The 23,461-nt window shown below is 59.0% G+C and carries 23 protein-coding genes, 4 tRNA genes, 1 pseudogene and 1 riboswitch; of the genes and pseudogenes, 8 read left to right on the top strand and 20 right to left on the bottom strand.

Translation table 11 applies throughout. From position 1 onward, the window contains the following. From CEC48_RS27670 to CEC48_RS27640, 7 genes and pseudogenes are all read right to left on the bottom strand, one after another. Positions 1-377 (bottom strand): annotated as a pseudogene (locus CEC48_RS27670) (hypothetical protein); the annotation flags it as partial. A gap of 145 nt (positions 378-522) precedes the next feature. Beyond that, positions 523-1,833, bottom strand: a complete 1,311-nt coding sequence (flgE, locus tag CEC48_RS27665; RefSeq protein ID WP_088426608.1) for a flagellar hook protein FlgE — start codon at positions 1,831-1,833, stop codon at positions 523-525. 31 nt (positions 1,834-1,864) lie between these two features. After that, a complete protein-coding gene (flgD, locus tag CEC48_RS27660) occupies positions 1,865-2,590 on the bottom strand; it encodes a flagellar hook assembly protein FlgD (protein WP_088426607.1) in 726 nt (241 codons plus the stop codon). Positions 2,591-2,606: 16 nt separating this feature from the next. Beyond that, positions 2,607-3,059: a flagellar basal body rod protein FlgC gene (gene flgC / locus CEC48_RS27655; protein ID WP_017475856.1), complete on the bottom strand. Its 453-nt coding sequence runs from the start codon at positions 3,057-3,059 to the stop codon at positions 2,607-2,609. A 3-nt stretch (positions 3,060-3,062) separates the two neighbouring features. Then, positions 3,063-3,470 carry a flagellar basal body rod protein FlgB gene (flgB, locus tag CEC48_RS27650; protein ID WP_003214246.1) on the bottom strand — a complete coding sequence of 136 codons (408 nt, stop codon included), beginning with the start codon at positions 3,468-3,470 and terminating at the stop codon, positions 3,063-3,065. Positions 3,471-3,810: 340 nt separating this feature from the next. Then, positions 3,811-4,638, bottom strand: a complete 828-nt coding sequence (gene cheR / locus CEC48_RS27645) for a protein-glutamate O-methyltransferase CheR (protein WP_010165768.1) — start codon at positions 4,636-4,638, stop codon at positions 3,811-3,813. Between the two features lie 43 nt (positions 4,639-4,681). Then, the gene (locus CEC48_RS27640; protein WP_088426606.1) at positions 4,682-5,614 is read right to left on the bottom strand and encodes a chemotaxis protein CheV; all 933 of its coding nucleotides are present in this window, start codon (positions 5,612-5,614) and stop codon (positions 4,682-4,684) included. 80 nt (positions 5,615-5,694) lie between these two features. Between CEC48_RS27640 and flgA the strand changes: the two genes are divergently transcribed. From flgA to CEC48_RS27620, 4 genes are all read left to right on the top strand, one after another. Next, positions 5,695-6,459: a flagellar basal body P-ring formation chaperone FlgA gene (gene flgA, locus CEC48_RS27635; RefSeq protein WP_088426605.1), complete on the top strand. Its 765-nt coding sequence runs from the start codon at positions 5,695-5,697 to the stop codon at positions 6,457-6,459. A 142-nt stretch (positions 6,460-6,601) separates the two neighbouring features. Then, on the top strand, positions 6,602-6,925 hold the full coding sequence (gene flgM / locus CEC48_RS27630; RefSeq protein ID WP_088426604.1) for a flagellar biosynthesis anti-sigma factor FlgM: 324 nt from the start codon (positions 6,602-6,604) through the stop codon (positions 6,923-6,925). A gap of 48 nt (positions 6,926-6,973) precedes the next feature. After that, positions 6,974-7,441, top strand: coding sequence for a flagella synthesis protein FlgN (locus CEC48_RS27625; protein WP_088426603.1), 468 nt, complete (start codon positions 6,974-6,976; stop codon positions 7,439-7,441). Between the two features lie 95 nt (positions 7,442-7,536). Then, complete coding sequence (locus tag CEC48_RS27620) at positions 7,537-8,286, top strand: flagellar brake protein (protein WP_088426602.1); 750 nt, start codon at positions 7,537-7,539, stop codon at positions 8,284-8,286. A gap of 61 nt (positions 8,287-8,347) precedes the next feature. Here the strand turns inward: CEC48_RS27620 and CEC48_RS27615 are convergent, their stop codons facing one another. Next, on the bottom strand, positions 8,348-9,736 hold the full coding sequence (locus CEC48_RS27615) for an MFS transporter (RefSeq protein ID WP_088426601.1): 1,389 nt from the start codon (positions 9,734-9,736) through the stop codon (positions 8,348-8,350). Between the two features lie 342 nt (positions 9,737-10,078). Next, positions 10,079-10,155 (bottom strand) — tRNA-Arg (locus CEC48_RS27610). 337 nt (positions 10,156-10,492) lie between these two features. Here CEC48_RS27610 and CEC48_RS27605 point away from each other — a divergent pair. The 3 genes from CEC48_RS27605 (at position 10,493) to CEC48_RS27595 (ending at position 11,681) form a co-directional block, all read left to right on the top strand. Beyond that, complete coding sequence (locus CEC48_RS27605; RefSeq protein ID WP_088426609.1) at positions 10,493-10,720, top strand: hypothetical protein; 228 nt, start codon at positions 10,493-10,495, stop codon at positions 10,718-10,720. Positions 10,721-10,740: 20 nt separating this feature from the next. After that, the gene (locus CEC48_RS27600; RefSeq protein ID WP_088426600.1) at positions 10,741-10,920 is read left to right on the top strand and encodes a PA3371 family protein; all 180 of its coding nucleotides are present in this window, start codon (positions 10,741-10,743) and stop codon (positions 10,918-10,920) included. Positions 10,921-11,354: 434 nt separating this feature from the next. Continuing rightward, positions 11,355-11,681: an Arc family DNA-binding protein gene (locus tag CEC48_RS27595; protein ID WP_003193592.1), complete on the top strand. Its 327-nt coding sequence runs from the start codon at positions 11,355-11,357 to the stop codon at positions 11,679-11,681. Between the two features lie 104 nt (positions 11,682-11,785). Here the strand turns inward: CEC48_RS27595 and mgtE are convergent, their stop codons facing one another. The 8 genes from mgtE to ltaE form a co-directional block, all read right to left on the bottom strand. Continuing rightward, positions 11,786-13,228: a magnesium transporter gene (mgtE, locus tag CEC48_RS27590; protein ID WP_088426599.1), complete on the bottom strand. Its 1,443-nt coding sequence runs from the start codon at positions 13,226-13,228 to the stop codon at positions 11,786-11,788. 338 nt (positions 13,229-13,566) lie between these two features. Continuing rightward, positions 13,567-13,643 (bottom strand) — tRNA-Arg (locus CEC48_RS27585). A gap of 72 nt (positions 13,644-13,715) precedes the next feature. Beyond that, positions 13,716-13,792: transfer RNA gene (locus tag CEC48_RS27580), tRNA-Arg, on the bottom strand. Positions 13,793-13,900: 108 nt separating this feature from the next. Continuing rightward, positions 13,901-13,991, bottom strand: a tRNA-Ser gene (locus tag CEC48_RS27575). A 62-nt stretch (positions 13,992-14,053) separates the two neighbouring features. Further along, a complete protein-coding gene (csrA, locus tag CEC48_RS27570) occupies positions 14,054-14,242 on the bottom strand; it encodes a carbon storage regulator CsrA (protein WP_002554426.1) in 189 nt (62 codons plus the stop codon). Between the two features lie 186 nt (positions 14,243-14,428). After that, a complete protein-coding gene (locus CEC48_RS27565) occupies positions 14,429-15,670 on the bottom strand; it encodes an aspartate kinase (RefSeq protein WP_010165647.1) in 1,242 nt (413 codons plus the stop codon). A gap of 95 nt (positions 15,671-15,765) precedes the next feature. Continuing rightward, positions 15,766-18,384 carry an alanine--tRNA ligase gene (alaS, locus tag CEC48_RS27560; RefSeq protein ID WP_088426598.1) on the bottom strand — a complete coding sequence of 873 codons (2,619 nt, stop codon included), beginning with the start codon at positions 18,382-18,384 and terminating at the stop codon, positions 15,766-15,768. A gap of 146 nt (positions 18,385-18,530) precedes the next feature. Beyond that, the gene (gene ltaE, locus CEC48_RS27555; protein ID WP_088426597.1) at positions 18,531-19,535 is read right to left on the bottom strand and encodes a low-specificity L-threonine aldolase; all 1,005 of its coding nucleotides are present in this window, start codon (positions 19,533-19,535) and stop codon (positions 18,531-18,533) included. A gap of 190 nt (positions 19,536-19,725) precedes the next feature. Then, positions 19,726-19,895: riboswitch (FMN riboswitch) on the top strand. A gap of 113 nt (positions 19,896-20,008) precedes the next feature. On the opposite strand from ltaE, the gene CEC48_RS27550 reads away from it, so the two are divergent. Next, positions 20,009-20,518 carry a 6,7-dimethyl-8-ribityllumazine synthase gene (locus tag CEC48_RS27550; RefSeq protein WP_088426596.1) on the top strand — a complete coding sequence of 170 codons (510 nt, stop codon included), beginning with the start codon at positions 20,009-20,011 and terminating at the stop codon, positions 20,516-20,518. Positions 20,519-20,664: 146 nt separating this feature from the next. Here CEC48_RS27550 and astE read toward each other — a convergent pair whose 3' ends face one another. Genes astE through astB form a run of 3 tightly spaced genes read right to left on the bottom strand, consistent with a single transcriptional unit; the run spans position 20,665 to position 23,342 of the window. Continuing rightward, complete coding sequence (astE, locus tag CEC48_RS27545) at positions 20,665-21,669, bottom strand: succinylglutamate desuccinylase (RefSeq protein ID WP_088426595.1); 1,005 nt, start codon at positions 21,667-21,669, stop codon at positions 20,665-20,667. Between the two features lie 12 nt (positions 21,670-21,681). Beyond that, the gene (locus tag CEC48_RS27540) at positions 21,682-21,972 is read right to left on the bottom strand and encodes a topoisomerase II (RefSeq protein ID WP_088426594.1); all 291 of its coding nucleotides are present in this window, start codon (positions 21,970-21,972) and stop codon (positions 21,682-21,684) included. A gap of 23 nt (positions 21,973-21,995) precedes the next feature. Beyond that, entirely contained in the window at positions 21,996-23,342 is a 1,347-nt protein-coding gene (gene astB / locus CEC48_RS27535) for an N-succinylarginine dihydrolase (RefSeq protein WP_088426593.1), read from the bottom strand. Positions 23,343-23,461: the final 119 nt, after the last annotated feature.

Raw genomic sequence — 23,461 nt, 5'->3', positions numbered from 1 at the left:
CCACCAGGCGAGGGGGTGGGCGCCGGCGAAGGGGAAGGCGCATCCGGAAACAAGTCCGGAAACAGCCTCTTCAACAGCTCCAGCCACTGCTCAGACAGCTCTTTCTTCAATTGATCAAGGATCGCCTTGAAGGCATCCTCGCCAAGCTCTTTTCGTTTTTCATGAAGCTTGTCACGCAGATCCTGGGCGGTCTGGCTCTTGGCGGTTTTCTCGGCGTCATCAAGCTGGCGGAGCAGTTTTGTGACGGTTTCCTTATCGGACGTTAAGTCATCCTTTGTACCTTGCGAGCCGCCGGCGCCCCTCAGGTACTGCACCGCCCTCCCACCGTCATAACGTACGCTCCCCGCGCCATGGCCCGCCACCGACGAATTCCACATACCTTCTCCCCCACCCAATGATCACAAAGCACAACAGCTCTCGGCTAGATAGGTGGCAAAACAGGCGTGGCACGTTCCAACGGACGACCAAAAAAAAGCCCCTCGATCGAGGGGCTTTTCGGCAGAGCGGGTTAAAGCGACAGCATCAGGTCATCTGAATGATGGTCTGCATGATGGTGCTTTGGGTGGAGATGGTCTTGGCGTTCGCCTGATAGTTGCTCTGGGCCTTGATCAGGTCCACCAGCTCGTTGGTCAGGTTGACGTTGGAGTTCTCCAGGGAGTTGGCCACGATCGAACCCAGGGTACCGACTTGCGGGGTATCAAAACCCGGCTGGCCCGAGGCGAAGGTTTCTTTCCAGGTGGTGCCGCCGGCTGGTTGCAGGCCTTGCTCGTTGTTAAAGCTGGCCAGGGAGATCTGGCCGACGGCCTTGCTCTGCTGGTTGCTGAACGTGGCGAACAGTACGCCGCTGCCGTCGATTTTCAGCCCGGTGATTTGACCGGTGGCGTAGCCATCAGTGGTCGGCGGGTTGCGGTAAGTGGCCGAGTTGTACTGGGTGATGTTCGCCATGTTGACGGCAATGCCCGTTGGGTTGGAGGCCGCGCCATTTGCCTTCCATACGCCATTGGTGACGGTACCGGGGACCCAGCCGGAAATGGTCAGGGTTGTGCCCGACACGCCGCCCGTGACAATGCTCGAGAGCTTGCCGGAGGAGTCAAAGGTCAATGTCGACGGTACCGGTGCAGTGGAGCCTGTGCCGGTAGGAGCGGACCCATCCGGGTTGCGGCCATCGATCAGCGTGTAGGAATTCCAGGTGTTGTCGTTGGTTTTAACCAGGTACTGCACCATCGGGTGCGCATTACCCTGGGTGTCGTACAGGGTGGTGCTGTACTGGGTAGTGAACGTGGTGGTATCGGTCGGATCAAACGGCTTTGTGGTCTGATCGATCGGCAACTCGGAGGAGTTCAGGTTACTGGTGGAGTCCACCTTGGTGGACGCCTTCGGCGGCAGGCTAGACAGGTCCAGTTTCAGGTCGGTCAAGCCACCCTTGATGATATTGCCGTCGGCATCCGCCGCGTAGCCTTGCAGACGCGAGGTACCGGTGTTGTTGGTGATGTAGCCGTCCTTGTCGGCACGGAAGGCACCGTTACGGGTGTACTCCAGCGAGCCGTCGCTGCCCTTCTGCACGAAGAAGCCGCCACCCTGGATCGCCATGTCCAGCGTACCGCCGCTGTTGTTGACGTCACCCTGGGTAAACTGCTGGGACACTGCCGCCAGGTTCACGCCGTTACCGATGCTGTTCTGGCCGGTGCCGAGCTTGGAAGCCGCGTAGATGTCAGCGAACTCCGCACGGGACGATTTGAAACCGGTGGTCGCGACGTTGGCGATGTTGTTGCCGGTCACGTCCAGTTGTTTGTTGGCCGCATAGAGGCCGCTAAGGCCGATGTTAAAAGACATTGTTCTCTCCTTTTGCCGTAGTTAGCCGGCTCTATGTACCGATAGTCTGAATTTGCGACAGCTTGATACTGCCCATGCCGCCCGCCAGGTTGAGCACCATTTCGCCGCCGGTCTGGCTCAGGGTCACGCTGGTCACCGTTGCCGGCAGCGAGGTGGCCAGGGCAACCGAGTCACCCGCGTCATTCTTGGTGGTGGCATTGAAGGTGTAGGTGCCGGCAGCCGCCGTCTCGCCCGCATCGTTTTTGCCGTCCCAGACAAAACTGGAATTGCCGGCGCTCTGGGCGCCCATGTCGATGGTCCTGACGGCGTTGCCGTCCTTGTCGGTGATCTTGATGGAGACGTTGCCCGTCGCCGCCGTCACCGCCACGGAACCGGTCATGCTCTTGCTGGTATCAACCATGGCCGTACTGGTCTGGGTGATCACCGAGCGACCTACCAGCGACGAAGCCTGCAGCGCCTGGGACGAGCTGAAGTTGCTGGAAATCGCATTCACCGAGTCGTTCAGGGTGTTGATGCCTTCCAGGCTACTGAACTGCGCCAGCTGTGCCACGAACGCGCCGTTGTCCTGGGGCGACAGCGGGTTCTGGTTTTTCAGCTGGGTAACCAACAGTTGCAGGAACGCATCCTTGCCCAGCGACTGACTGCCGGTAGCCGTGCTGGTCGCAGTTGCCAGGCTGTTGCTGGAAGCGGTGGTGACCTTTGAATTGAAAAGATCCTGGACCGCCGTGTTCGTCGAACTGGTATCAACAATGGCCATTATTTGGCGCCCCTTATCACTGACCCAGGGTCAGGACTTTCTGCATCATGGTTTTGGCGGTGTTCATCATTTCCGCGTTGGTCTGGAACGAGCGGCTGGCGGAAATCATGTCTGCCATTTCCTCGACCACGTTGACGTTGGGGTAGTACACGTACCCTTTGGCGTCAGCGGCGGGATGGTTCGGTTCGTAGCGGGCGTCGAGGTTGCTCTGGTCTTCGACCACACCGAGCACCTGCACGCCCTGGCCTGCGGCATCCTGGTTCTGGAACAACGAGTCGCCGCTGCCGCTCTGGCCGCCTTGGCCGCCCTGGAACATGGTAGCGAACACCGGGTGCCGGGCGCGGTAGGTCTGGTCAATGCTCGAAGACACCGTCTCGGCGTTGGCGATGTTACTGGCGACGGTGTTGAGGCGCGTGGTCTGGGCGCTCATGCCACTACCGGCAATATTGAAAACACTGGCAAGGGACATGGCTTACTCTCCACGCAGGGCTGACATCAGCCCTTTGAATTTGCTGTTGAGCAGGGTGAAGCTGGCCTGGAAGTTCACCGAGTTCTCGGCGTAGGCCGATTGCTCCAGCTGGGCATCCACGGTGTTCTGGTCGATCGACGGTTGCATCGGCGTGCGATACAGCAGCGACTCGTCACCATTGCCCAGGCCTTGCGCTTCGATATGACGGCTGTTGGTCATGTTCAGGGCGAAGGTGCCGTTCTTGGTCTTGTCTTGCTGGGCGGCGAGCACGGCAGAGAAGTCCAGGTCCCGAGCCTTGTAGTTCGGGGTGTCGGCATTGGCAATGTTGTTGGCCAGGACTTCGGCACGCTGGGCGCGGAAGCCCAGGGCTTGTTCGTGGATACCGAGCGCTTTATCGAAGCTGATGCTCATGGCGGAAACCTTTAGGGGCTGACCTGCTTTTCGTAACTAGGATTTAGCAAGGGCCATGCCAAGTTGCTTGAGCGCCGTAAATCAAGGGTTTGCGAGGGAATTGCCGGCGGCAATGCCAGAAAAGCGGCAAAGGGTTTCCGCGAAACGCCAGTAAAGCGGCAATGAGGGCTTGCCGCTTTGCGGCGGATGGCCAAAAAGGATATCAGGCCGTACACAAAAAAATGTGAGAGCGGGCTTGCTCGCGAATACGTTGGGTCAGTCGATGCATCTTTGACTGAAACTCCGCTTTCGCGAGCAAGCCCGCTCCCACATTTTGATCTTCACTCAGACTCAGACCGTGTTACTTGGCCTGGTAAATGATCCCAGGACTGCACTGCACCATCTGGTAATGATCGGGCAAACCGTTCAGCGCCTCGGAAGCGCCAAGGAACAGATAACCGCCACGCTTGAGGGTGCCGTGGATGCGCAACAGAATGTCTTTCTTCACCTCTGCCGAGAAGTAGATCAACACATTGCGGCAAAACACCATGTCGAACTTGCCGAGGCTGGCGTAACTGTCCAGCAGGTTGAACGAACGAAACTCCACCCGGCTCTTGATCGGTGCCTTGACCGCCCAACGCCCCGCCCCCTTGGGATCGAAGAAACGCTGCAAGCGCTCCGGGGACAACCCGCGCCCCAGTGCCAGGCTGTCGTATTCGCCGGTCTTGCAGTTGGTGAGCATGGTGCCGGACAAGTCCGTGGCCACAATTTGCGCCCCGGCCTTCAACTGGCCCATGTTGGTCCGCTCGAACTCATCGATGGACATCGAAATCGAATACGGCTCCTGCCCCGATGAACAGGCTGCCGACCAGATGCGCAGGCGCTGGCCGGGAGCGGCCTTGATCGCCTCGGGCAGCACCTTGTTCTTGAGCACTTCAAACGGATAGGTATCGCGAAACCACAGGGTTTCGTTGGTGGTCATGGCATCGACCACCATCTCCTTGAGCCCGCTGCGCGGCTGGCCCTGGATCCGTTGCACCAACTCCCCGAGGGACTTGATGCCTTGCTGCTCCATCAGTTTGTTGAGACGGCTGGATACCAGGTACTGCTTGTTTTCACCGAGCAATATGCCACAGGCTTTTTCCAGGAAGACCCGGAACTGTTCGAAATCCAAATTACCCGTAGACAATGGTACCGCCTCTTAAATCGTGTGACCGCCAGGGAAAAAGCCCCTAGCCGTGATCTGCTGCCTTGATCCGGTCGACTACCCGGGATGCCAGGTCATCAGGGCGGAATTTGGCCAAAAAGTCATCGGCACCGACCTTCTTGACCATCGCCTGATTGAATACACCCGACAACGAAGTATGCAGGATGATATGTAATTTTTGCATGCGCGGGTCGTTGCGTATCTCGGCCGTGAGGGTGTAGCCGTCCATTTCCGGCATCTCGATGTCGGAGATCATCATCAGGAACTCTTCTTCCGGCTTCTTGCCCTCGTCCACCAGCTTGCGCAGGTAATCCAGGGCCTGGCGACCGTCATTGAGCGCCACCACTTCAACGCCAACCGTCTGCAGGCAGCGGGACACCTGTTTGCGCGCCACCGAGGAGTCGTCCACCGTCAGCACCCGCAGCGAGATCGCCTTGTGCGCGGTCTCGGCGTCTACCACACCAACCGAAATCGACTCCGAGGTCGGGGCCACTTCGGCGAGGATTTTCTCTACGTCGATGATTTCCACCAACTGGTTGTCGACCCGCGTCACGGCCGTGAGGTAGTGATCGCGGCCGGTGCCCTTGGGCGGCGGATGGATCTCTTCCCAGTTCATGTTGACGATGCGCTCCACCGAGCGCACCAGGAAACCCTGGGTCTTGGTGTTGTACTCGGTGATGATCACGAACGGATTCTCGCGGTCCTGCAAACCCGCCGAACCGGTGGCCAATGCCAGGTCAAGAATCGGGATGGTCGCGCCACGGATGTTCGCCACACCGCAAACCACCGGGCTGGACTTGGGCATTATTGTCAGCTTGGGACACTGCAACACTTCCCGAACCTTGAAGACGTTAATCCCGTAAAGCTGCTTGCCGTCGAGACGAAACAGCAGCAACTCCAGGCGATTCTGCCCCACCAGCTGTGTGCGCTGGTTCACTGAATCCATTACACCGGCCATGCCCAGACTCCTACGCTAAAACTTAAGGGTACGACGCGTACCCAACACTAAACGGCACGAGCTTTGCTTTTTTATTGGCCATGGACATCAAAACGACAGTTTCCCGACGCCTCCGACCCCCACAGTACCGCAGATTGCTCTGCGTCTCGATGGCGTTGCTTGTCTTGGCTGCGGGCCAGCCGGCCCGCGCCGATAACGTCACCTTGCCTGATCTACTTATCGGCGTCACTCAAGGCTTTCTTGAGTTCACTGTAGAAGATTATCTGGCGACCACCCAGACGCCCGGGCGCTATGAAATCCAGGTTAACCAGTTGGATCCGCGCCTGCGCATGCCCATGTGCGACAAGGAATTGACAGCCTCCCTGGAAAGCCCCGCCCAGCCCGTCGGGCGCGTGACCGTGAAGGTGCGCTGCGAAGGCGCCTCGCCCTGGACGGTGTTTGTGCCGGCCCAGGTCAAACTGTTTCGCGACGTCGTGGTGGTTACCCGCCCGCTCAAACGCACCGGAATCATTGGTTATGACGACGTTGCGATGCGCGAACGAGACATCAGCCTGATCACCCAGAGTTATCTCACGTCCGTGGACCAGGCGATCGGGCAGAAACTTACCCGACCAATGGTCGCCGACCAGGTGATTACTTTGGTGCATCTTGAACAGGCCGAAGTGGTGCGCAAAGGCGACCAGGTGGTGATTTCCGCCAGCAGCGGCGGCCTGAATGTAAAAATGCCGGGGGAAGCCCTGTCCAATGGCGGCATGAGTGAACAGATTCGGGTCAAGAACCTCAACTCCAACCGAGTGATCAAGGCCCGGGTGACTGCACCGGGGCAAGTTGAGGTGGCGTTATAGATCACTGGCATAGGACGCCAGCTTTTCCTACACTGTGCGCAAAGCAGCATCGCGTATAGGTTTATTGTCAATCGAGCCTAAAGTTTGTCCGGGTATGGCCGAAAACATGGCAAGCGTCCAAATACCCAGAGGTTTTTTTAACATGGTCATCGATTTTAGTCGTTTGAATAACGCCCTGCCAACGCCCAGCTCTTCGCGCACCAGCGGTGCCAAAGACAGCGTTGAAGCCAAGTCCCAGCCTCTGCCTGCCAAGACAGAACAGGCCGGTGCCAGCCAAAGCGGGGAATCGGTACACCTGAGCAATGAGGCTCAACAGTTGCAGAAGGTCACTGACTCGCTGAGCGATCAACCGGTTGTCAATAAAGCCCGCGTGGCCGAATTGAAGCAGGCGATTGCGGATGGCAGCTATAAGGTCGACAGCAACCGTGTAGCCAGCAAGCTGCTTAACTTCGAAGCCGAGCGCTAGGCAAAGGCCTGCGCCAGGCTTTTGGACGCTTAAACCCCAAGGCCAGCCATGCACGACGAAAACTTGCTACAACTGATCATTGAAGATCTGGCTCCCGCGCAGCACTTGCTGGAGCTACTTCGGGAAGAGTCCCTGGCCCTGTTTGGCCGGGACATGCGCATGCTGGAAGAAATCCTGGCGCGCAAGCAATCGCTGATCGTCCTGCTGGAACAGCACGGCAAGAAGCGCAGCCAGATCCTCGTCAGCCTGGGCCTCCCGGCCGACCACAAGGGCCTGGAGCAACTCGCCAGCCACTCCACGGTCGGCGACCAGTTGCTGGCCCAGAGCAAAGAACTCAACCAGTTGCTGACCCTGTGCCAGGAAACCAACGTCCTCAACGGCCAGGCGATCCAGCTGCAACAAGCCACGACCGCCAATCAGTTGCGTATCCTCCACGGCGGCGAGCCTCCGGCCCTCTACAACGCTCAAGGCTCCACCTCACGCCTGGCCAAGCCAAGCACCCGCAGCCAAGCCTGAAACCAGTTTAAGCGCGCCCTATCCAAGGCGCGCCACATGCTGGCAAAATGACTTCACTTGCGTGTAGTCGTATTTTGTCTGGAGATGGAAGAACCGTGTTCAATGCCCTTAACGCGGAAGATGCTCCGCAGCCACCCAAGGTACTCACCACGCCGCTGGAAATCGCGGGCACCTTGCGGATGCTGCAAGAGAGCCATGATCCGCTGATCATCACCTTCCACGAACGCAACCAGCGCTTTCAAAGCTACCTGGTCGAAATCGACCGGGACAGCAAGACGCTGGCACTGGACGAAATGATCCCGCGGGACGGCGAACGCTACCTTGAGAATGGCGAAGCTTTCCGTATCGAAGGTTTCCACGATGGCGTGCGAGTGGCCTGGGAAAGCAACGGCACCCTGACGGTCGACGAAGCCGGCGGCCACCGCATTTATCGCGGCAGCATGCCCGACGAAGTGATCTACCATCAGCGCCGCAATGCCTTCCGCGCCGCCCTGAAGCTGGCACAACTGGTGGGCGTGGAGCTGGGTGGCGACAAACTCAAGGCCCCCATCGGCGGCAAGCTGCTGGATATTTCCGCCACCGGCTGCAAATTGCGTTTCGAAGGGGATATCTCCGAGCGCCTGCAACTGGGCCAGGTCTACGACCGCTTCATCGCCGCCCTGCCCTTTGGCAGCATGACCACCTCGGTGGAACTGCGTTACCTGCACTTCGAAGAAAGGATCAACACCACCTTCGCCGGCGTACGCTTTCACAACATGAGCGGGCTGGTGCAGCGCCAGGTCGAGCGGTTTGTCTACCAACTGCAGCGTGAAGCGCGTCGGTTTGACAAGGACGACGATTTTTAAGCAGTACAGGTCGCGACAAAAAAAACGGGCAGCTCCTTAGAGGAACTGCCCGTTTTTGCTTTCAGGGGCGCGCCCTGCTCAAGTCGTGTGGGTGATCATCCGGGTCGGGATGCTCCGGGGGCTCGGTGACAGGCTCCTGTTCATCCACCACCGGCTCGGGACCTGCCTCAGGCTCAGGGTCCGGAACGGCGGTCTGCATCTGGTCCTGAACCACCTGCTCGTCCACACGTGGGTCGAGGCACGCCACCAGCGGCGAACTGGACATGCTGTCGGGCATCGCCACGTGATGCAGCGGCGCGTCGTCCACCTGATGCAGGTTGGTGACCGCCTTGGGCCGGATGCGCCAGACCAGGATCAACGCACACACACTGAAAAACGCGTACAGCATGTGGCTGCCGAACAGCTTCATCACCACACCGGCCAACAGCGGGCCGATACTGGCGCCCACACCGTAGGTCACCAGCAGCATCGCGGTGAGCGAGACCCGGCGATCACCCTCGACGTGGTCGTTGGAAAACGCCACGGCCAGCGGGTACAGGCAAAACTGCACCAGAGAACACAGGAAGCCGGCAACAAACAGCACTTCCAGCGGCACCTGGGTCATGATTGCCAAAGGCAACGCAGCCACCGCCAGGCACAAGGCAAAGCAGCGAATCAACAGCGCGCGGTCATAACGATCAGACAACCAGCCCAGCGGCCACTGCACCAGCAGCCCGGCAAAAATGCAGCTACCCATGAACAGGCCGACCTGCTCGGTGGTCAGCCCCTGCTGGGACGCGTAGAGCGGCGCCAGACCATAGAACGAGCCCACGATCAGCCCCGCCCCCAATACCGTACTGAGGGACTGTGGCACCCGCTTGATAAAGAAGCGCGGCTCCATTGGGGCAGGGTGCAGGGGCGCCGGGTGAATACGCCGGGTCATGGCCACCGGCACCAGGCACAGGGCAAAACACAGCGCGACCAGCATCAGCAGCTCAAGACCCAATTGCGGATGCATCACGAGGATCAGTTGGCCCAGCACCAGGCCGAGGTATGAAGCGATCATATAGCCGCTGAACACCGCACCGCGCTGCTTGGCTTCAGCCTGCTCGTTAAGCCAGCTCTCGATGACCATGTACTGGCACATCATGCCCAGGCCGACAATCATCCGCAGCACAATCCAGGCTGGCAGCCAGTTGATCAGCCCGTGGCCCAACACCGCCGCGCCGACGATCCCGGCACAGGTGGCGTAGGCCCGGATATGCCCGACGCGGCCAATCAGTCGGTGACCGATCTTGCCGCCCAGCACCAGGCCAAAGTAGTTGGCGGCCATCAGCGCACCCACCCACAGGCTGTCGACATGGTCTGCCGCCAGGCGCAAGGCCAGGTAAGTACTGAGCAGGCCGGAGCCGATCAGCATCATCAGGGAAGCAAAATAAAGGGCTCGAAAAGGTTTCCAGATCTGGCGCATCGGCGTTCCGAGCGGCTCCTTGCAATGGGGTTCAGGGCTATCGGAATGATAGTCCCGGGTCGAAGGTCCGGACAGCCAAAACACACGGTTGCCGGGGATTATTTTGCTCATGCCAATAGGCTACGTGTCAGACGCTCGACAGTGACCTGCGAGGTACACGATGCAGACGAATACTTGCGCCGCCCCCGCCCTTGCCTCCCGTGTGAACCTCAAACGTCGGCAAGGTTCGGTCGGTGTTTGAAAAGACTGCCGCGCTCAGGGGCCCGGCCACAAAAAAGCCCCGCCAGATAAATCTGATCGGGGCTTTCTGACGTTGAGGCCACGTGAGCAGCAACGGTTATGTGGTGTCCCAGGGCCGGTTCGAACGGCCAACCTTCCCCTTAGGAGGGGGATGCTCTATCCAATTGAGCTACTGGGACAAATGACAGCCATCGGGCCAGAGGCGCGGCGATAGACGGCGTGCATGTTAACGGCGCAGGTCAATTTTGTCATGTCGTCCGTGGGCTTTTTGAGTGTAGGCCCATGCCCGCGATCGCAAGTCGCATTCCGCTCAATGATTACGGGCAATCCGCAGCCATCGTGCAAAATGCACTCTTCCAAAATGCCATCATTGCAAATTGCAACATCACGACAACTCTGACCGTATTTAACTATTTGATTTTAAAGGTTTTATTATCAAATAAAGACTGGCACGGCGCCTGCAATCCTTTATCCTACAAATACAGTCCGGCCCAGCCACCTGCGGAGAACATGCCCATGAACAGCGCACTTCTACTAGCCCTCAATACCGTGGCATTGGCTGCGCTGGTGATGTTCCATTTTCAATCCAACACCGCCGATGACGCGGCACAGGTCAGCCAGGCGATTCCCCATCACTTGCAGCAACGCCCGCAGTTAGCGGTCATGAAGCCGAACATGCAATCACCGCTGCAACTGACCCAAGGCACACAAGCCGCCCCTGCCGCTGAACACTGGGTTTTCTGAACCGCTTACCGGAGTATTCCATGACCAAGTCCGCCTGGCTGTTTCTGACCCTGGCCCTGGCCGCCGTCGGCCTCGGCTTGAACGTATTGTCGCAAGACGTACAGACTGTCTCTTTCGTTGCCGCTGGCGTATTTGGCAGCCTGTGGGTACTGGCAATCATCATTGGTCGCCGCATCAAATTCGATCCCGTACTGCGCTGAATCCCCGCTCGTCGCCCTTCCGAAAATAGCTGTTACCCGCCGGTTCATTCGTCCGAGCAGCTGACCATATGTCGCTCCGCCCTCGTAAATTGGCAATTTGCCACTAATCTTAAAGTTAAGGGCAAAAGGCCATATTGCTATAGGATGTGCGCCCGAAAAGCCTTTTGCGCCTAGGGCCTGCGGTCTCGATACCCATTTGGGTTCGCTCGCGGAAAAGTTTTCCAACCAGTCCGCAAATTTTGAAATGAGTACTGGCATAAAGCCGGTAGCCGGTTCAATATTTGTCACAGAATTGACGCCAAGGAACTGGCAAATCTGAGGCATGATGCGGCCTCTTTGCAATTCAGGTTGAACATTTGGCAGCAAGCCTTGTCCTAACATGCATCTTGCGGCCAATTCCAAAAACCGCTCCCCTGAACTAACCGGTTAAATATATGCGCCCATTGAAACAGGCAATTTATTCCAGCCGTACGGCTGACAAGTTCGTCGTACGTCTGCCAGACGGAATGCGGGAACGCATTGCCGAGGTGGCTCGCAATCATCACCGCAGCATGAACTCCGAAATCATCGCACGCCTGGAACAAAGCCTGATTCAGGAAGGTGCGCTGGGCGAAGAGCTGAGCATGCGCCTGGACAGCCCCGAGCTGTCACTGCACGAACGCGAACTGCTGCAGCGTTTTCGTCAGCTCTCCCACCGCCAGCAAAATGCTCTCGTCTCGCTTATTGCCCACGACGTTGAGGCAGCCGCAGAAGCCAACTGATTGGCAACCGAAAGCTGAAAGCCAGCCATGCGCTGGCTTTTTTTTGCCTGGGATTTGGTAAAGAGCCGATCAAGGGGCAAAAGCCCCCTGACCGAAGGAAGGGATCAAAGCAGGAAGATCGTGGCCAGGCCAAGGAAGATAAAGAAGCCGCCACTGTCGGTCATGGCCGTGATCATCACACTGGCGCCCATGGCCGGGTCTCGCCCAAGGCGTACCAGGGTCATGGGAATCAGAACCCCCATCAAGGCCGCCAACAACAGGTTAAGCGTCATGGCCGCGGTCATGACCACACCGAGCGACCAACTGCCATACAGCAGATACGCCACGATACCGATAACACCACCCCACACCACGCCGTTGATCAGCGCGACCGCAAGCTCCTTGCGCATCAAACGCTTACCATGCCCGGTACCCACCTGATCCAGCGCCATGGCACGTACGATCATGGTGATGGTCTGGTTACCCGAGTTACCACCAATACCCGCCACAATCGGCATCAGCGCAGCCAAGGCCACCAGCTTCTCGATGGAGCCTTCAAACAGGCCGATGACCCGTGAAGCAATAAACGCGGTAATCAAATTGACCGCCAGCCACGCCCAGCGGTTACGCAGGGACTTCCAGACCGACGCAAAAATATCTTCTTCTTCGCGCAGACCGGCCATGTTGAGGACTTCGCTTTCGCTCTCCTCACGAATCAGGTCGACCATTTCATCGATGGTCAGACGGCCGATCAGCTTGCCGTTCTTGTCGACCACCGGGGCCGAGATCAAGTCATAACGCTCGAACGCCTGGGCGGCGTCATAAGCGTCCTCGTCCGGATGGAAACTCACCGGATCACTGGCCATGACGTCCGCGACTTTCTTGTCTGGGTCATTGACCAGCAGGCGCTTGATCGGCAGCACGCCCTTGAGAATGCCTTCGTAATCGACCACGAACAGTTTGTCGGTGTGGCCTGGCAGCTCCTTGAGGCGACGCAGGTAACGCAGAACCACTTCCAGGCTGACGTCTTCGCGGATGGTGACCATCTCGAAGTCCATCAACGCACCAACCTGCTCCTCGTCGTAGGACAACGCCGAGCGCACGCGCTCACGCTGTTGGCCGTCGAGGGTTTCCATCAGCTCATGGACGACGTCACGCGGCAGCTCGGAAGCCAGGTCAGCGAGTTCGTCGGCATCCATATCCCTGGCGGCAGCCAGCAGCTCATGATCGTCCATGTCGGCGATCAGGGTTTCACGGACCGAGTCGGATACTTCGAGGAGGATGTCGCCGTCGCGGTCAGCCTTGACCAACTGCCAAAGCGTCAGACGGTCATTAAGCGGCAAGGCTTCGAGGATGTAGGCGACGTCGGCAGAGTGCAGGTCATCGAGCTTGCGTTGCAGCTCGACAAGGTTTTGCCGGTGGACCAGGTTCTCGACCCGGTCATTGTTCGCGCCTTCCTGGCGATGCGTCAGGTCTTCGACCACGCGCTGGCGCTGCAGCAGCTCGACGACTTGGGCCAGGCGATCCTGCAGGCTTTCTTGTGTTTTCTTTACTTCAACTTCGGTCATAGGCGAACTCCACTCCCAGCAGCGGGGCACGCCGGAAGGATCAATCAGTCAATTCATGATTGGTAGAACGGGGTACTGAGTAACTACTGGGTAAGTCCATGGAGGTGTTCCACAAGCCCCGGCGGGGCTGACGGGCGCAATGATACACCGGCGGGCGCTTTTAACGTCAAAAAACTGGAAAGAACAAGCGCTTGCGACACAAAGCTGAGCATTGGCCACACATAAGAACTGCGACGCCGCAGGCCGAAAGGAAAACACATGGGCGGGAGAAAAAGGCGCCCTGGGAAATAAAAAACCCAGACGGCAAAAAGCCCGCACTAGGCGGGCTTTTTGTTGTTTGGTGCACTCGACAGGATTCGAACCTGTGACCGCTCGGTTCGTAGCCGAGTACTCTATCCAGCTGAGCTACGAGTGCAGATTGTGTTTTTAGACCAGATCACAACTGGCTGAAGCCAAGCTACCTGCATTACTGCAACTAACTCTTAAATGGTGCACTCGACAGGATTCGAACCTGTGACCGCTCGGTTCGTAGCCGAGTACTCTATCCAGCTGAGCTACGAGTGCATTTGTTGCCGCGCATTATAGGCCGTTCAATCTCTATGTAAAGCTATTTTCTCGTTTAGTTTCAACCACTTAGCGAAAAAACCAGATTGCAACGTACTAAGCAAATAATGGCGGAGAACGGGGGATTCGAACCCCCGACACCCTTTTGAGGTGTACTCCCTTAGCAGGGGAGCGCCTTCGGCCACTCGGCCAGCTCTCCGCAACACGGGGCGTATATTAACCAGCTTCATCCCCGTTTGCAAACATAAAAAACGATAAAAATTAATGGCTTGGTTCTTCGTCCTTCTCTTTCTTGATCCGCAGGTAGATTTCCTCGCGGTGGACAGCCACCTCTTTCGGAGCGTTAACCCCAATACGCACTTGATTGCCTTTAACGCCGAGCACGGTCACGGTGATTTCGCCATCACCAATAATCAGGCTTTCTGCGCATCGACGAGTCAGAATCAACATACCTTTCTCCTCACGCATTTCAGTTCAGGAACAACAGTCTGCAAAAAAAAGGCCTTCGACCTACAACCAAATGGTCGTAGTCCTACCCGCCTAAGTATTGTCGAGCACAGGTAAAAGAACAGGTCTTCACCGTGCGCCCGACAAAAAAATGAAAGGCGCGGTTAACCGCGCCTTTCGGGCAACGCATCACTCGCCCTGTCGGGCCGGAGCGTCCAGCTCAAAAGCGGTATGCAGTGCGCGCACAGCCAGTTCCAGGTACTTCTCTTCGATCACCACCGACACCTTGATTTCCGACGTGGAGATCATCTGGATGTTGATGCTTTCCTTGGCCAGGGCTTCGAACATGCGGCTGGCAACGCCCGCATGGGAACGCATGCCCACGCCCACGATCGATACCTTGGCAATCTTGGTATCGCCAACCACTTCACGGGCGCCAATCTCGCTCGCGGTGTTCAGCAACACCTTCTGCGCCGCATCGTACTCGTTGCGGTGCACGGTGAAGGTGAAATCGGTGGTGTTATCGTGCGCAACGTTCTGCACGATCATGTCCACTTCAATGTTTTCGCCGCTGATTGGCCCGAGAATCTTGAAGGCCACGCCCGGGGTGTCTGGCACGCCACGGATGGTCAGCTTGGCTTCATCGCGGTTAAAAGCGATGCCGGAAATGATCGGCTGTTCCATGGATTCCTCTTCATCAATAGTAATGAGGGTGCCCGGACCCTCCTTGAAGCTGTGCAGTACGCGCAGCGGAACGTTGTACTTGCCGGCGAACTCAACGGCACGGATCTGCAGCACCTTGGAACCGAGGCTGGCCATTTCCAGCATCTCTTCGAAGGTGATCTTGTCCAGGCGCTGAGCCACGGACACAACCCGTGGGTCAGTGGTGTAGACGCCGTCCACATCGGTGTAGATCTGGCATTCGTCAGCCTTCAGGGCTGCCGCCAGCGCCACGCCGGTGGTGTCGGAACCGCCACGACCGAGAGTGGTGATGTTACCGTGCTCGTCGACGCCCTGGAAACCGGCGACAACCACCACACGACCGGCCTTCAAGTCAGCGCGAATCTTCTGGTCATCAATCTGCAGGATGCGCGCTTTTGTGTGCGCGCTGTCCGTAAGAATGCGGACCTGGTTGCCAGTGTAGGACACCGCTGGCACACCACGCTTATTCAGCGCCATGGCCAGCAACGCGATGGTCACCTGCTCACCGGTGGAAATGATCACGTCCAGCTCACGGGGAACCGGTTGTTGATCGCCACTGATTTGCTTGGCCAGATCGATCAGGCGATTGGTCTCGCCGCTCATGGCCGACAGCACCACCACCAGGTCATCGCCGGCATCGCGGAATTTCTTAACCTTGTCGGCAACCTGCTCGATTCGTTCGACGGAGCCGACCGAGGTGCCTCCAAATTTCTGTACGATCAAAGCCATTTCTAAGCCGCCTCAGCCCGTAAAGGGGCGCCCATTATTCAATCAACCAGCACTGACCGAGCCCGCGACTAGACCACGGGCTCATTAACAGCGTCTTAAATACCTGCCTCGACAAACGGCACGGTCAGGGCCAGGGCCGCGTCCAGGGCACCGGCATCAACACCACCGCCTTGCGCCATGTCCGGACGACCACCGCCCTTCCCGCCCACTGCCGCAGCGGCTTGTTTCATCAAATCACCGGCCTTGAGTTGGCCAGTCAGGTCTTTGGTTACACCGGCAACCAGAACGACCTTATCCTCGTGCACACTGCCGAGCAGGATCACTGCGCGGCCGAGCTTGTTCTTCAACTGATCGACCAAGGCCAACAGCGCCTTGCCATCCTGACCGTCCAGGCGCACGGCCAGGACCTTCACGCCTTTGACGTCCAGGGCTGAGGCCGACAGATCATCGCCCGCCGCGCTGGCCGCCTTGGCCTGCAACTGCTCCAGCTGTTTTTCCAACTGACGGTTACGCTCCAGTACGCCTGCGAGCTTGTCGATCAGGTTGTCGCGGCTGCCCTTGACCAGGCCGGCTGCTTCCTTGAGTTGTTCTTCAGCCGCATTGAGGTAAGCCAGGGCCGCAGCACCGGTGATCGCTTCAATACGACGCACGCCGGAAGCCACACCGCCTTCGCTGATGATTTTCAGCAGGCCGATGTCGCCGGTACGGCTGGCGTGGATACCGCCACACAGCTCCACCGAGAAGCTGCCGCCCATGCTCAGCACGCGCACTTCGTCGCCGTACTTCTCGCCAAACAGCGCCATGGCGCCTTTTTTCTTGGCGGTCTCGATGTCGGTTTCTTCGGTTTCCACCGGGGTGTTCTTGCGAATCTCGGCGTTGACGATGTCTTCCAGGGCCTTCAACTGCTCAGGCTTGATCGCCTCGAAATGACTGAAGTCAAAGCGCAGGCGCTGGCTATCCACCAGCGAACCCTTCTGCTGCACATGCTCACCCAACACCTGACGCAATGCAGCGTGCAGCAAGTGAGTGGCCGAATGATTCAAAGCAGTTGCATGCCGTACGTCGGCATCTACCTGCGTGTCCACCGGCGCGCCGACGGTCAGGTTACCCAGCACCAGCACACCGTGATGCAGGAAAGCACCGCCGGTCTTGGTGGTGTCGCGCACTTCAAAACGACCGGACGTCGAACTCAGGAAACCACAGTCACCGACCTGGCCACCGGATTCGGCGTAGAACGGGGTCTGATCGAGGACCACAACGGCCTCGTCACCTTCGTTCAACACGTCGACCGACTTGCCATCCTTATAGATAGCCACGATCTTGGCCGAGCCAACGGTGGCCTCATAACCAATGAACGAAGTCGCCACATCAACCTTTACCAGGGTGTTGTAGTCCAGGCCAAAGGAGCTGGCGGAACGGGCACGCACGCGCTGGGCTTCCATCTCACGCTCAAAGCCTGCCTCATCGACAGTCAGCTCGCGTTCGCGGGCGATATCGGCGGTCAGGTCCATCGGGAAACCGTAGGTGTCGTACAGCTTGAACACCACGTCGCCCGGCACCACGGTGCCTTTGAGTTCAGCCAGGTCCTGTTCGAGGATCTTCAGGCCGTGCTCCAGGGTCTTGGAGAACTGCTCTTCTTCAGCCTTGAGCACGCGCTCGATGTTGGCTTGCTGCTGCTTGAGTTCCGGGAAGGCTTCGCCCATCTCGGCCACCAGCGCGGCAACGATCTTGTAGAAGAAGCTGCCGGTGGCACCCAGCTTGTTACCGTGGCGGCAGGCGCGACGGATGATGCGGCGCAGCACGTAGCCACGGCCTTCGTTCGACGGCAGCACGCCATCGGCGATCAGGAAGCCGCAAGAGCGAATGTGGTCCGATACAACCTTGAGCGAAGACTGATTGTCGTTGGCGCAACCTATGGCCGCGGCCGAAGCGCTCAGCAGGTTGGTGAACAGGTCGATCTCGTAGTTGGAGTGAACGTGCTGCATCACCGCACTGATCCGCTCCAGGCCCATGCCGGTGTCGACCGACGGGGCTGGCAACGGATGCAACACGCCGTCGGCGGTGCGGTTGAACTGCATGAACACGTTGTTCCAGATTTCGATGTAACGGTCGCCGTCTTCTTCCGGCGAGCCTGGTGGGCCGCCCCAGATGTCGGCGCCGTGGTCGTAGAAAATCTCGGTGCACGGGCCGCACGGGCCGGTATCACCCATGGTCCAGAAGTTGTCGGAGGCGTAAGGCGCGCCCTTGTTGTCGCCGATGCGAATCATGCGCTCAACCGGCACACCGATTTGCTGGGTCCAGATGTCGTAGGCTTCGTCATCGGAGGCATACACGGTCACCCAGAGCTTTTCCTTTGGCAGCTTCAGCACGCCGGTCAGGAAGGTCCAGGCGAAGGTGATCGCATCTTTCTTGAAATAGTCGCCAAAGCTGAAGTTGCCCAGCATTTCGAAGAAGGTGTGGTGCCGCGCGGTGTAACCCACGTTTTCCAGGTCACTGTTCTTGCCGCCGGCGCGTACGCACTTCTGGCTGCTGGTGGCGCGGGTGTAGGCGCGCTTTTCCTGGCCCAGGAAGCAGTCCTTGAACTGGTTCATCCCCGCGTTAGTGAACAGCAGGGTTGGGTCATTGCCTGGGATCAAGGAGCTGGAGGCGACACGGGTGTGACCTTGCTCTTCGAAGAAGCGAAGGAAGGCTTCACGGATTTCTGCGCTTTTCATTAGGTTCTTCCACGGAGGCTGCGGCCAAAGGCCAGTGCTAAACGTCATCAGACGGAGCGACGGCAAAGGGCCGCATTATATCGGCCCTTTGCCCGTGGTACAGCGTGTTTATGTGATAGAAACAGTCAATTAGACGGTCTGCACTGTCATTTTCGGGAAAACTCGACGAATGTCGCCAGCACTTGCTCGATCTGCGCCCGGCTGACGTCCAGGTGAGTGACCATGCGCAGACGCGGCGCGACGCTCAACTTGATCCCGCGCTCGGCGGCAAACGCCTTCAGGGCCTGGGCCCGATCACCGATGTCGACGTAGACCATGTTGGTCTGCACCGGCTCCACCGTATAACCCGCCTTGCGCAGTTCATCCCCCAGCCATTGGGCGTTGGCATGGTCGTCGGCCAGGCGCTGAACCTGGTGATCCAGGGCATACAGCCCCGCTGCCGCCAGCGATCCGGCCTGGCGCATGCCGCCACCGACCATCTTGCGCAAACGGCGGGCCTTGGCGATCAACGCCGTGGAGCCGCACAGCACCGAGCCAATCGGCGCGCCCAGCCCTTTGGACAAGCACACCGACACCGAATCGAAGTGCTGGGTAATTTCCCGGGCATCCACACCCAGCTTGACCGCTGCGTTGTAGAGCCGCGCGCCGTCCAGGTGCAAGGCCAGGTCGTGCTCACGGGTAAATGCCCGCGCGGCCGCCAGGTACTCAAGCGGCAAGACTTTGCCCTGCATGGTGTTTTCCAGCGCCAGCAAGCGGGTACGGGCGAAGTGGAAGTCGTCCGGTTTGATCGCCGCCAGCACGTGCTCAAGGTTCAGGGAGCCATCGGCCTGCACTTCCAAGGGCTGCGGCTGGATCGAACCCAGTACCGCCGCGCCGCCACCTTCGTATTTGTAGGTGTGGGCCTGCTGGCCGACGATGTATTCCTCGCCCCGCTCGCAGTGCGCCATCAACGCCAGCAGGTTGCTCATGGTGCCGGTGGGCACGAACAAGGCGGCGGCAAACCCCAGGCGCTTGGCCAGCTCGGCCTCCAGGCGATTGACGCTCGGGTCTTCGCCGTACACGTCGTCGCCACTGACGGCGGTGGCCATCGCGTCGAGCATGCCGGGGGTCGGCTGGGTCACGGTGTCGCTGCGCAGGTCAATCACGGTCATCAAACTCGCCTCTAACGGATTGGGGCATTCCTTGTGTTAACGATTACTGCGGGCAAACCCGCGGAATATCAAGCCCCGTGCTTGCACAATCGAATACCAACCAAACAAACCGATATAGGTTATCGATAAACCAACCGTGCAGTTTTTGAAAAACCATGATAAAAACTCTCCGCCGCCAGGGTTCTGGTGGCAACGTTCTCAGGGCGGGGTGTAACTCCCCACCGGCGGTAATTGCACGCAATGTGCATAGCCCGCGAGCGCTTGGCGCCTCGAACTGCCTCGGCAGTACGGCGACAAGGTCAGCAGACCCGGTGTGATCCCGGGGCCGACGGTCATAGTCCGGATGAAGAGAGAACGGGATTGGCACCTAAGGGCCGCACGCTGACATCATGTTTGCATGAACCAGCTGTCCGCACCCTTAAATCCCATTCGATTCATAACGCCCTGTTTTTTTCTTAAACAGGAGTCAGAACATGCAACCCACCGCAATCGACAGCAAAAGCAAAAACCATCACGGCGAACGTGTCGCGTTTATCCAGGCCTGCTGGCACAAGGATATTGTCGATCAGAGCCGTAAAGGTTTCCTCGCCGAAATGATCGCCCAGGGCTACCAGGAGTCGGACATCGATTTCTTTGAAGTCGGCGGCGCCTTTGAAATGCCCCTGCACGCCAAGCTGCTGGCCAAGTCCGGCCGTTATGCCGGTATCGTCGCGGCCGCCCTGGTGGTGGACGGCGGGATCTACCGTCACGAGTTCGTTGCCCAGTCAGTGGTCAGCGGCCTGATGCAGGTTCAGCTGGAAACCGAAGTGCCGGTGTTCTCGGTATCCCTGACCCCGCACCACTTCCACGCGGGCAGCGAGCACCATGCGTTCTTCCACGACCACTTCGTGCACAAGGGCCAGGAAGCGGCACGCACCTGCGCCGACACCCTGCACAAGGTTCGCGCGCTGCGTCGCAGTGAGCCACGGGCGGTAGCGGTTTAAGAAACACTGCAAAGCAAATGTGGGAGCGGGCTTGGGTGGGAGCGGGCTTGCTCGCGAAAGCGGTGTGACAGCCAACAGATGTGTGACTGACCCACCGCCTTCGCGAGCAAGCCCGCTCCCACATTTGACCGAGTCAAACTCGGGGCTCAGGCCAGGCCAGCATCCGTGGTCGGCACAATCAATATCCCGGCTCGCAAACCATTCTTGACCTTCGGGTTGGGGAAGATGATGCGTGCGCCCTCCTCCTCGATTACCCAGCGGGTCTTGGCAATGTCCTCGGCCAGCAGATAACCCTTCTCCAATTCCGAAAAGTTTTCCACGTCGGCCGGCAAATGCAGGACGAAGGTATCGCTGTGCTTGATGACTTCCCGGGAGACGCTGAACAGCTTCAGGCCGTCCAGGCTTTCGGTGACCGGCTCGTTGCCTTCGATGATCTGCTTGAGGCGGGCCTCAAGGCGCGACACGTCCACGCCCTGGTTCTGCCCGAACGGCCGGGCCTTGCCCAACTCCAGGGTGAAGGATTCGGCCTCCAACTGCTCGTAGGTAAACGCGGTGAAGGTGATCGAGGTCTTGTTCTGCAGCAGCACCGCTTCCATGCCGGCAGCTCGCAGGCGCGCCAGTTCATGGCGCGAGTGCTGGCGACCGTCTTTCCACGGGTACAGCGCGAACTGCTCGATCTTCGAGCCACGAATGGCGGTGTGCAGGTCGTAATGCAGCCGACTACGGCCAGGCACGCTGAAGAACGTGCGGGCCAACTGCTCAAGCTCGGCCGCGCGCATGGCTTCAGGGCCGATGCTTTGTTCATGTCGGCCGTTGAACAACCGGTTGACGTCCAGTTCGAGATAACGCTCGCCGCGACGCATGGCCTCGGGGTTACCGAACAGGAACAGAATACGGGTACGGGGCTTGATCTCACCGCGGGCAATGCCCTGCAGCAAGCGGTCGGCCAATTCGATCGGCGCGGTTTCGTTGCCATGGATGCCGGACGACAGCAGCACATCGCTGCCGTTGTCCCGCGCCTCAGGAGGCCGCACTTCAAGCGCGCCCTCACTGAGCCAGCGCAGTTGCACGCCATCGACAGTCAGTTGAATTTTTTGCGCCGGTTCGCGACCGGCGAGGGTCAGTTCAAGCAGTTTGCCGAGGGCGAGCATTAAGCAGCTTCCTTAGTGGTTGCAGCCTGGGCCGTGGACGTGATCGTCGTCATCACCTTCAACGTCGGCCGGTTCCATTTCCAGTTCCAGGCTCATCAGGTTGGTCGCCAATGGACGCATCAGCAGGTTGGCGTATTCGGCGTCGCCTTCTTCCACGTCAACGCCGATCAGCAGTTGGCCACGGCCGTCGTGCTGGATCCAGATCTCCTTGCCCTGCCAGACCACGGCGACGCGGGTGCAGGAAGTTTCCAGCTGGGTGCCGTCGGTGTCTTCAAGGATCAGTTTCAGGGTGTCGGTGGTCATAAATAGTTCTCAGCCGTGCGGCGTTAATTGATCTGGAAAGGATAAACCGAGCCCAGTTTAAGGATTTGCGTCAGTTCATCCAGTGCCGTCCGGCACTCAAGCAGCAATTGCGGGTCAGCCAGGTCGGTTTCCCGCAGGCTGTCGCGGTAGTGCTTGTCGACCCATTGGGTGAGCGTATCGTACAACGGCGCCGTCATGATAACCCCTGGGTTGACCGCCGCCAGTTCGGTTTCATTCAACGCGACGCGCAAGCGCAGGCACGCCGGGCCACCGCCGTTCTGCATGCTTTGCTTGAGGTCGAAGACTTTCACTTCGCGGATCAGCCCGCCCGAAGACGTCAGGCCTTGCAGGTACTGCCAGACGCGCTCGTTGGCTCGGCATTCTTCCGGCACGATCAGCAGCATCGAGCCGTCGGCGCGGGTCAGCAACTGGCTGTTGAACAGGTAGGAGCGCACCGCGTCTTCAACGCCAACCTGGGCCCGGGGCACGCAGATCGACTGGAAGTTGCCGCCGAGTTTGCCGAGCTTGCCCTGCAATTCGCCGAGCATCTGCTCGGTATTGAGGAACGCATCCTCGTGATAGAACAGCACTTCACCGTTGCCCACAGCGATCACGTCGTTGTGGAACACACCGGCATCGATCACCGCCGGGTTCTGCTGGGCGAAGACCACGCCGTCATCGCGCAGGCCGTGCAAGCGGGCGACCGCCTGGGAGGCTTCGAGGGTCTGGCGCGCCGGGTACTTTTGCGGCGCCGGGTAGCGGGTGTCGAACGCGCTGCGCCCGAACACGAAAAACTCTACGCCCGCCTCGCCATAGTCACGGCAGAAACGCGTGTGGTTGGCCGCACCTTCGTCGCCGAACTGCGCCACCGCCGGCAACGCGGCGTGGTGGGCGAAGTGTTTCCCATCGGCGAACATCGCCCCCAGCACGCGGCTGGTGGTCGGGTGTTCGATGCTGCGGTGGTATTTGCAGTTGAGGTTGGCGGCGGTGAAATGCACGCGGCCATCGGCTGTGTCGGCGCTCGGGCTGACGGTAGCGGCGTTGGCCACCCACATGCTCGACGCCGAGCAGCTTGCTACCAACAATGGCATCGCCTGCTTGGCGGCTTGCTGGATGACGTGTGCGTCGGTACCGGCAAAGCCGAGGCTGCGCAAGGCGGCCACATCAGGACGTTCCTGGGGCGCCAGCACACCTTGCACAAAGCCCATTTCCATCAGGGCTTTCATCTTCGCCAGGCCTTGCAGCGCTGCTTCCTTCGGGTTGGAGGACTGCTGGCTGTTGCTCTGGGACGCGACGTTGCCGTAGGACAAACCGCCGTAGTTATGGGTCGGCCCCACGAGACCGTCAAAATTGACTTCACAGGATTTCATCGGCGAGGCTCCACGAACATCTGTTTTTATAGGCATCAAATTTCTTGAATACACCACAGATCAAGTGTGGGAGCGGGCTTGCTCGCGAAGGCGGTGTGTCATTCAACACTTCAAGTGAC

The sequence above is a fragment of the Pseudomonas sp. K2I15 genome, from assembly GCF_002204795.1.
Classification (GTDB): Bacteria; Pseudomonadota; Gammaproteobacteria; order Pseudomonadales; family Pseudomonadaceae; genus Aquipseudomonas.
Note: the sequence above shows the minus strand (reverse complement) of the source record. Positions and strands in the feature narration are given on the sequence as shown.

Coding starts and splice junctions, on each gene's coding strand:
- flgE (WP_088426608.1), bottom strand. CDS start 1,833: ATGTCTTTTAACATCGGCCTTAGCGGCCTCTATGCGGCCAACAAACAA.
- flgD (WP_088426607.1), bottom strand. CDS start 2,590: ATGGCCATTGTTGATACCAGTTCGACGAACACGGCGGTCCAGGATCTT.
- flgC (WP_017475856.1), bottom strand. CDS start 3,059: ATGTCCCTTGCCAGTGTTTTCAATATTGCCGGTAGTGGCATGAGCGCC.
- flgB (WP_003214246.1), bottom strand. CDS start 3,470: ATGAGCATCAGCTTCGATAAAGCGCTCGGTATCCACGAACAAGCCCTG.
- CEC48_RS27640 (WP_088426606.1), bottom strand. CDS start 5,614: ATGGCCGGTGTAATGGATTCAGTGAACCAGCGCACACAGCTGGTGGGG.
- flgA (WP_088426605.1), top strand. CDS start 5,695: ATGGACATCAAAACGACAGTTTCCCGACGCCTCCGACCCCCACAGTAC.
- flgM (WP_088426604.1), top strand. CDS start 6,602: ATGGTCATCGATTTTAGTCGTTTGAATAACGCCCTGCCAACGCCCAGC.
- CEC48_RS27625 (WP_088426603.1), top strand. CDS start 6,974: ATGCACGACGAAAACTTGCTACAACTGATCATTGAAGATCTGGCTCCC.
- CEC48_RS27615 (WP_088426601.1), bottom strand. CDS start 9,736: ATGCGCCAGATCTGGAAACCTTTTCGAGCCCTTTATTTTGCTTCCCTG.
- CEC48_RS27605 (WP_088426609.1), top strand. CDS start 10,493: ATGAACAGCGCACTTCTACTAGCCCTCAATACCGTGGCATTGGCTGCG.
- CEC48_RS27600 (WP_088426600.1), top strand. CDS start 10,741: ATGACCAAGTCCGCCTGGCTGTTTCTGACCCTGGCCCTGGCCGCCGTC.
- CEC48_RS27595 (WP_003193592.1), top strand. CDS start 11,355: ATGCGCCCATTGAAACAGGCAATTTATTCCAGCCGTACGGCTGACAAG.
- mgtE (WP_088426599.1), bottom strand. CDS start 13,228: ATGACCGAAGTTGAAGTAAAGAAAACACAAGAAAGCCTGCAGGATCGC.
- csrA (WP_002554426.1), bottom strand. CDS start 14,242: ATGTTGATTCTGACTCGTCGATGCGCAGAAAGCCTGATTATTGGTGAT.
- CEC48_RS27565 (WP_010165647.1), bottom strand. CDS start 15,670: ATGGCTTTGATCGTACAGAAATTTGGAGGCACCTCGGTCGGCTCCGTC.
- alaS (WP_088426598.1), bottom strand. CDS start 18,384: ATGAAAAGCGCAGAAATCCGTGAAGCCTTCCTTCGCTTCTTCGAAGAG.
- ltaE (WP_088426597.1), bottom strand. CDS start 19,535: ATGACCGTGATTGACCTGCGCAGCGACACCGTGACCCAGCCGACCCCC.
- CEC48_RS27550 (WP_088426596.1), top strand. CDS start 20,009: ATGCAACCCACCGCAATCGACAGCAAAAGCAAAAACCATCACGGCGAA.
- astE (WP_088426595.1), bottom strand. CDS start 21,669: ATGCTCGCCCTCGGCAAACTGCTTGAACTGACCCTCGCCGGTCGCGAA.
- CEC48_RS27540 (WP_088426594.1), bottom strand. CDS start 21,972: ATGACCACCGACACCCTGAAACTGATCCTTGAAGACACCGACGGCACC.
- astB (WP_088426593.1), bottom strand. CDS start 23,342: ATGAAATCCTGTGAAGTCAATTTTGACGGTCTCGTGGGGCCGACCCAT.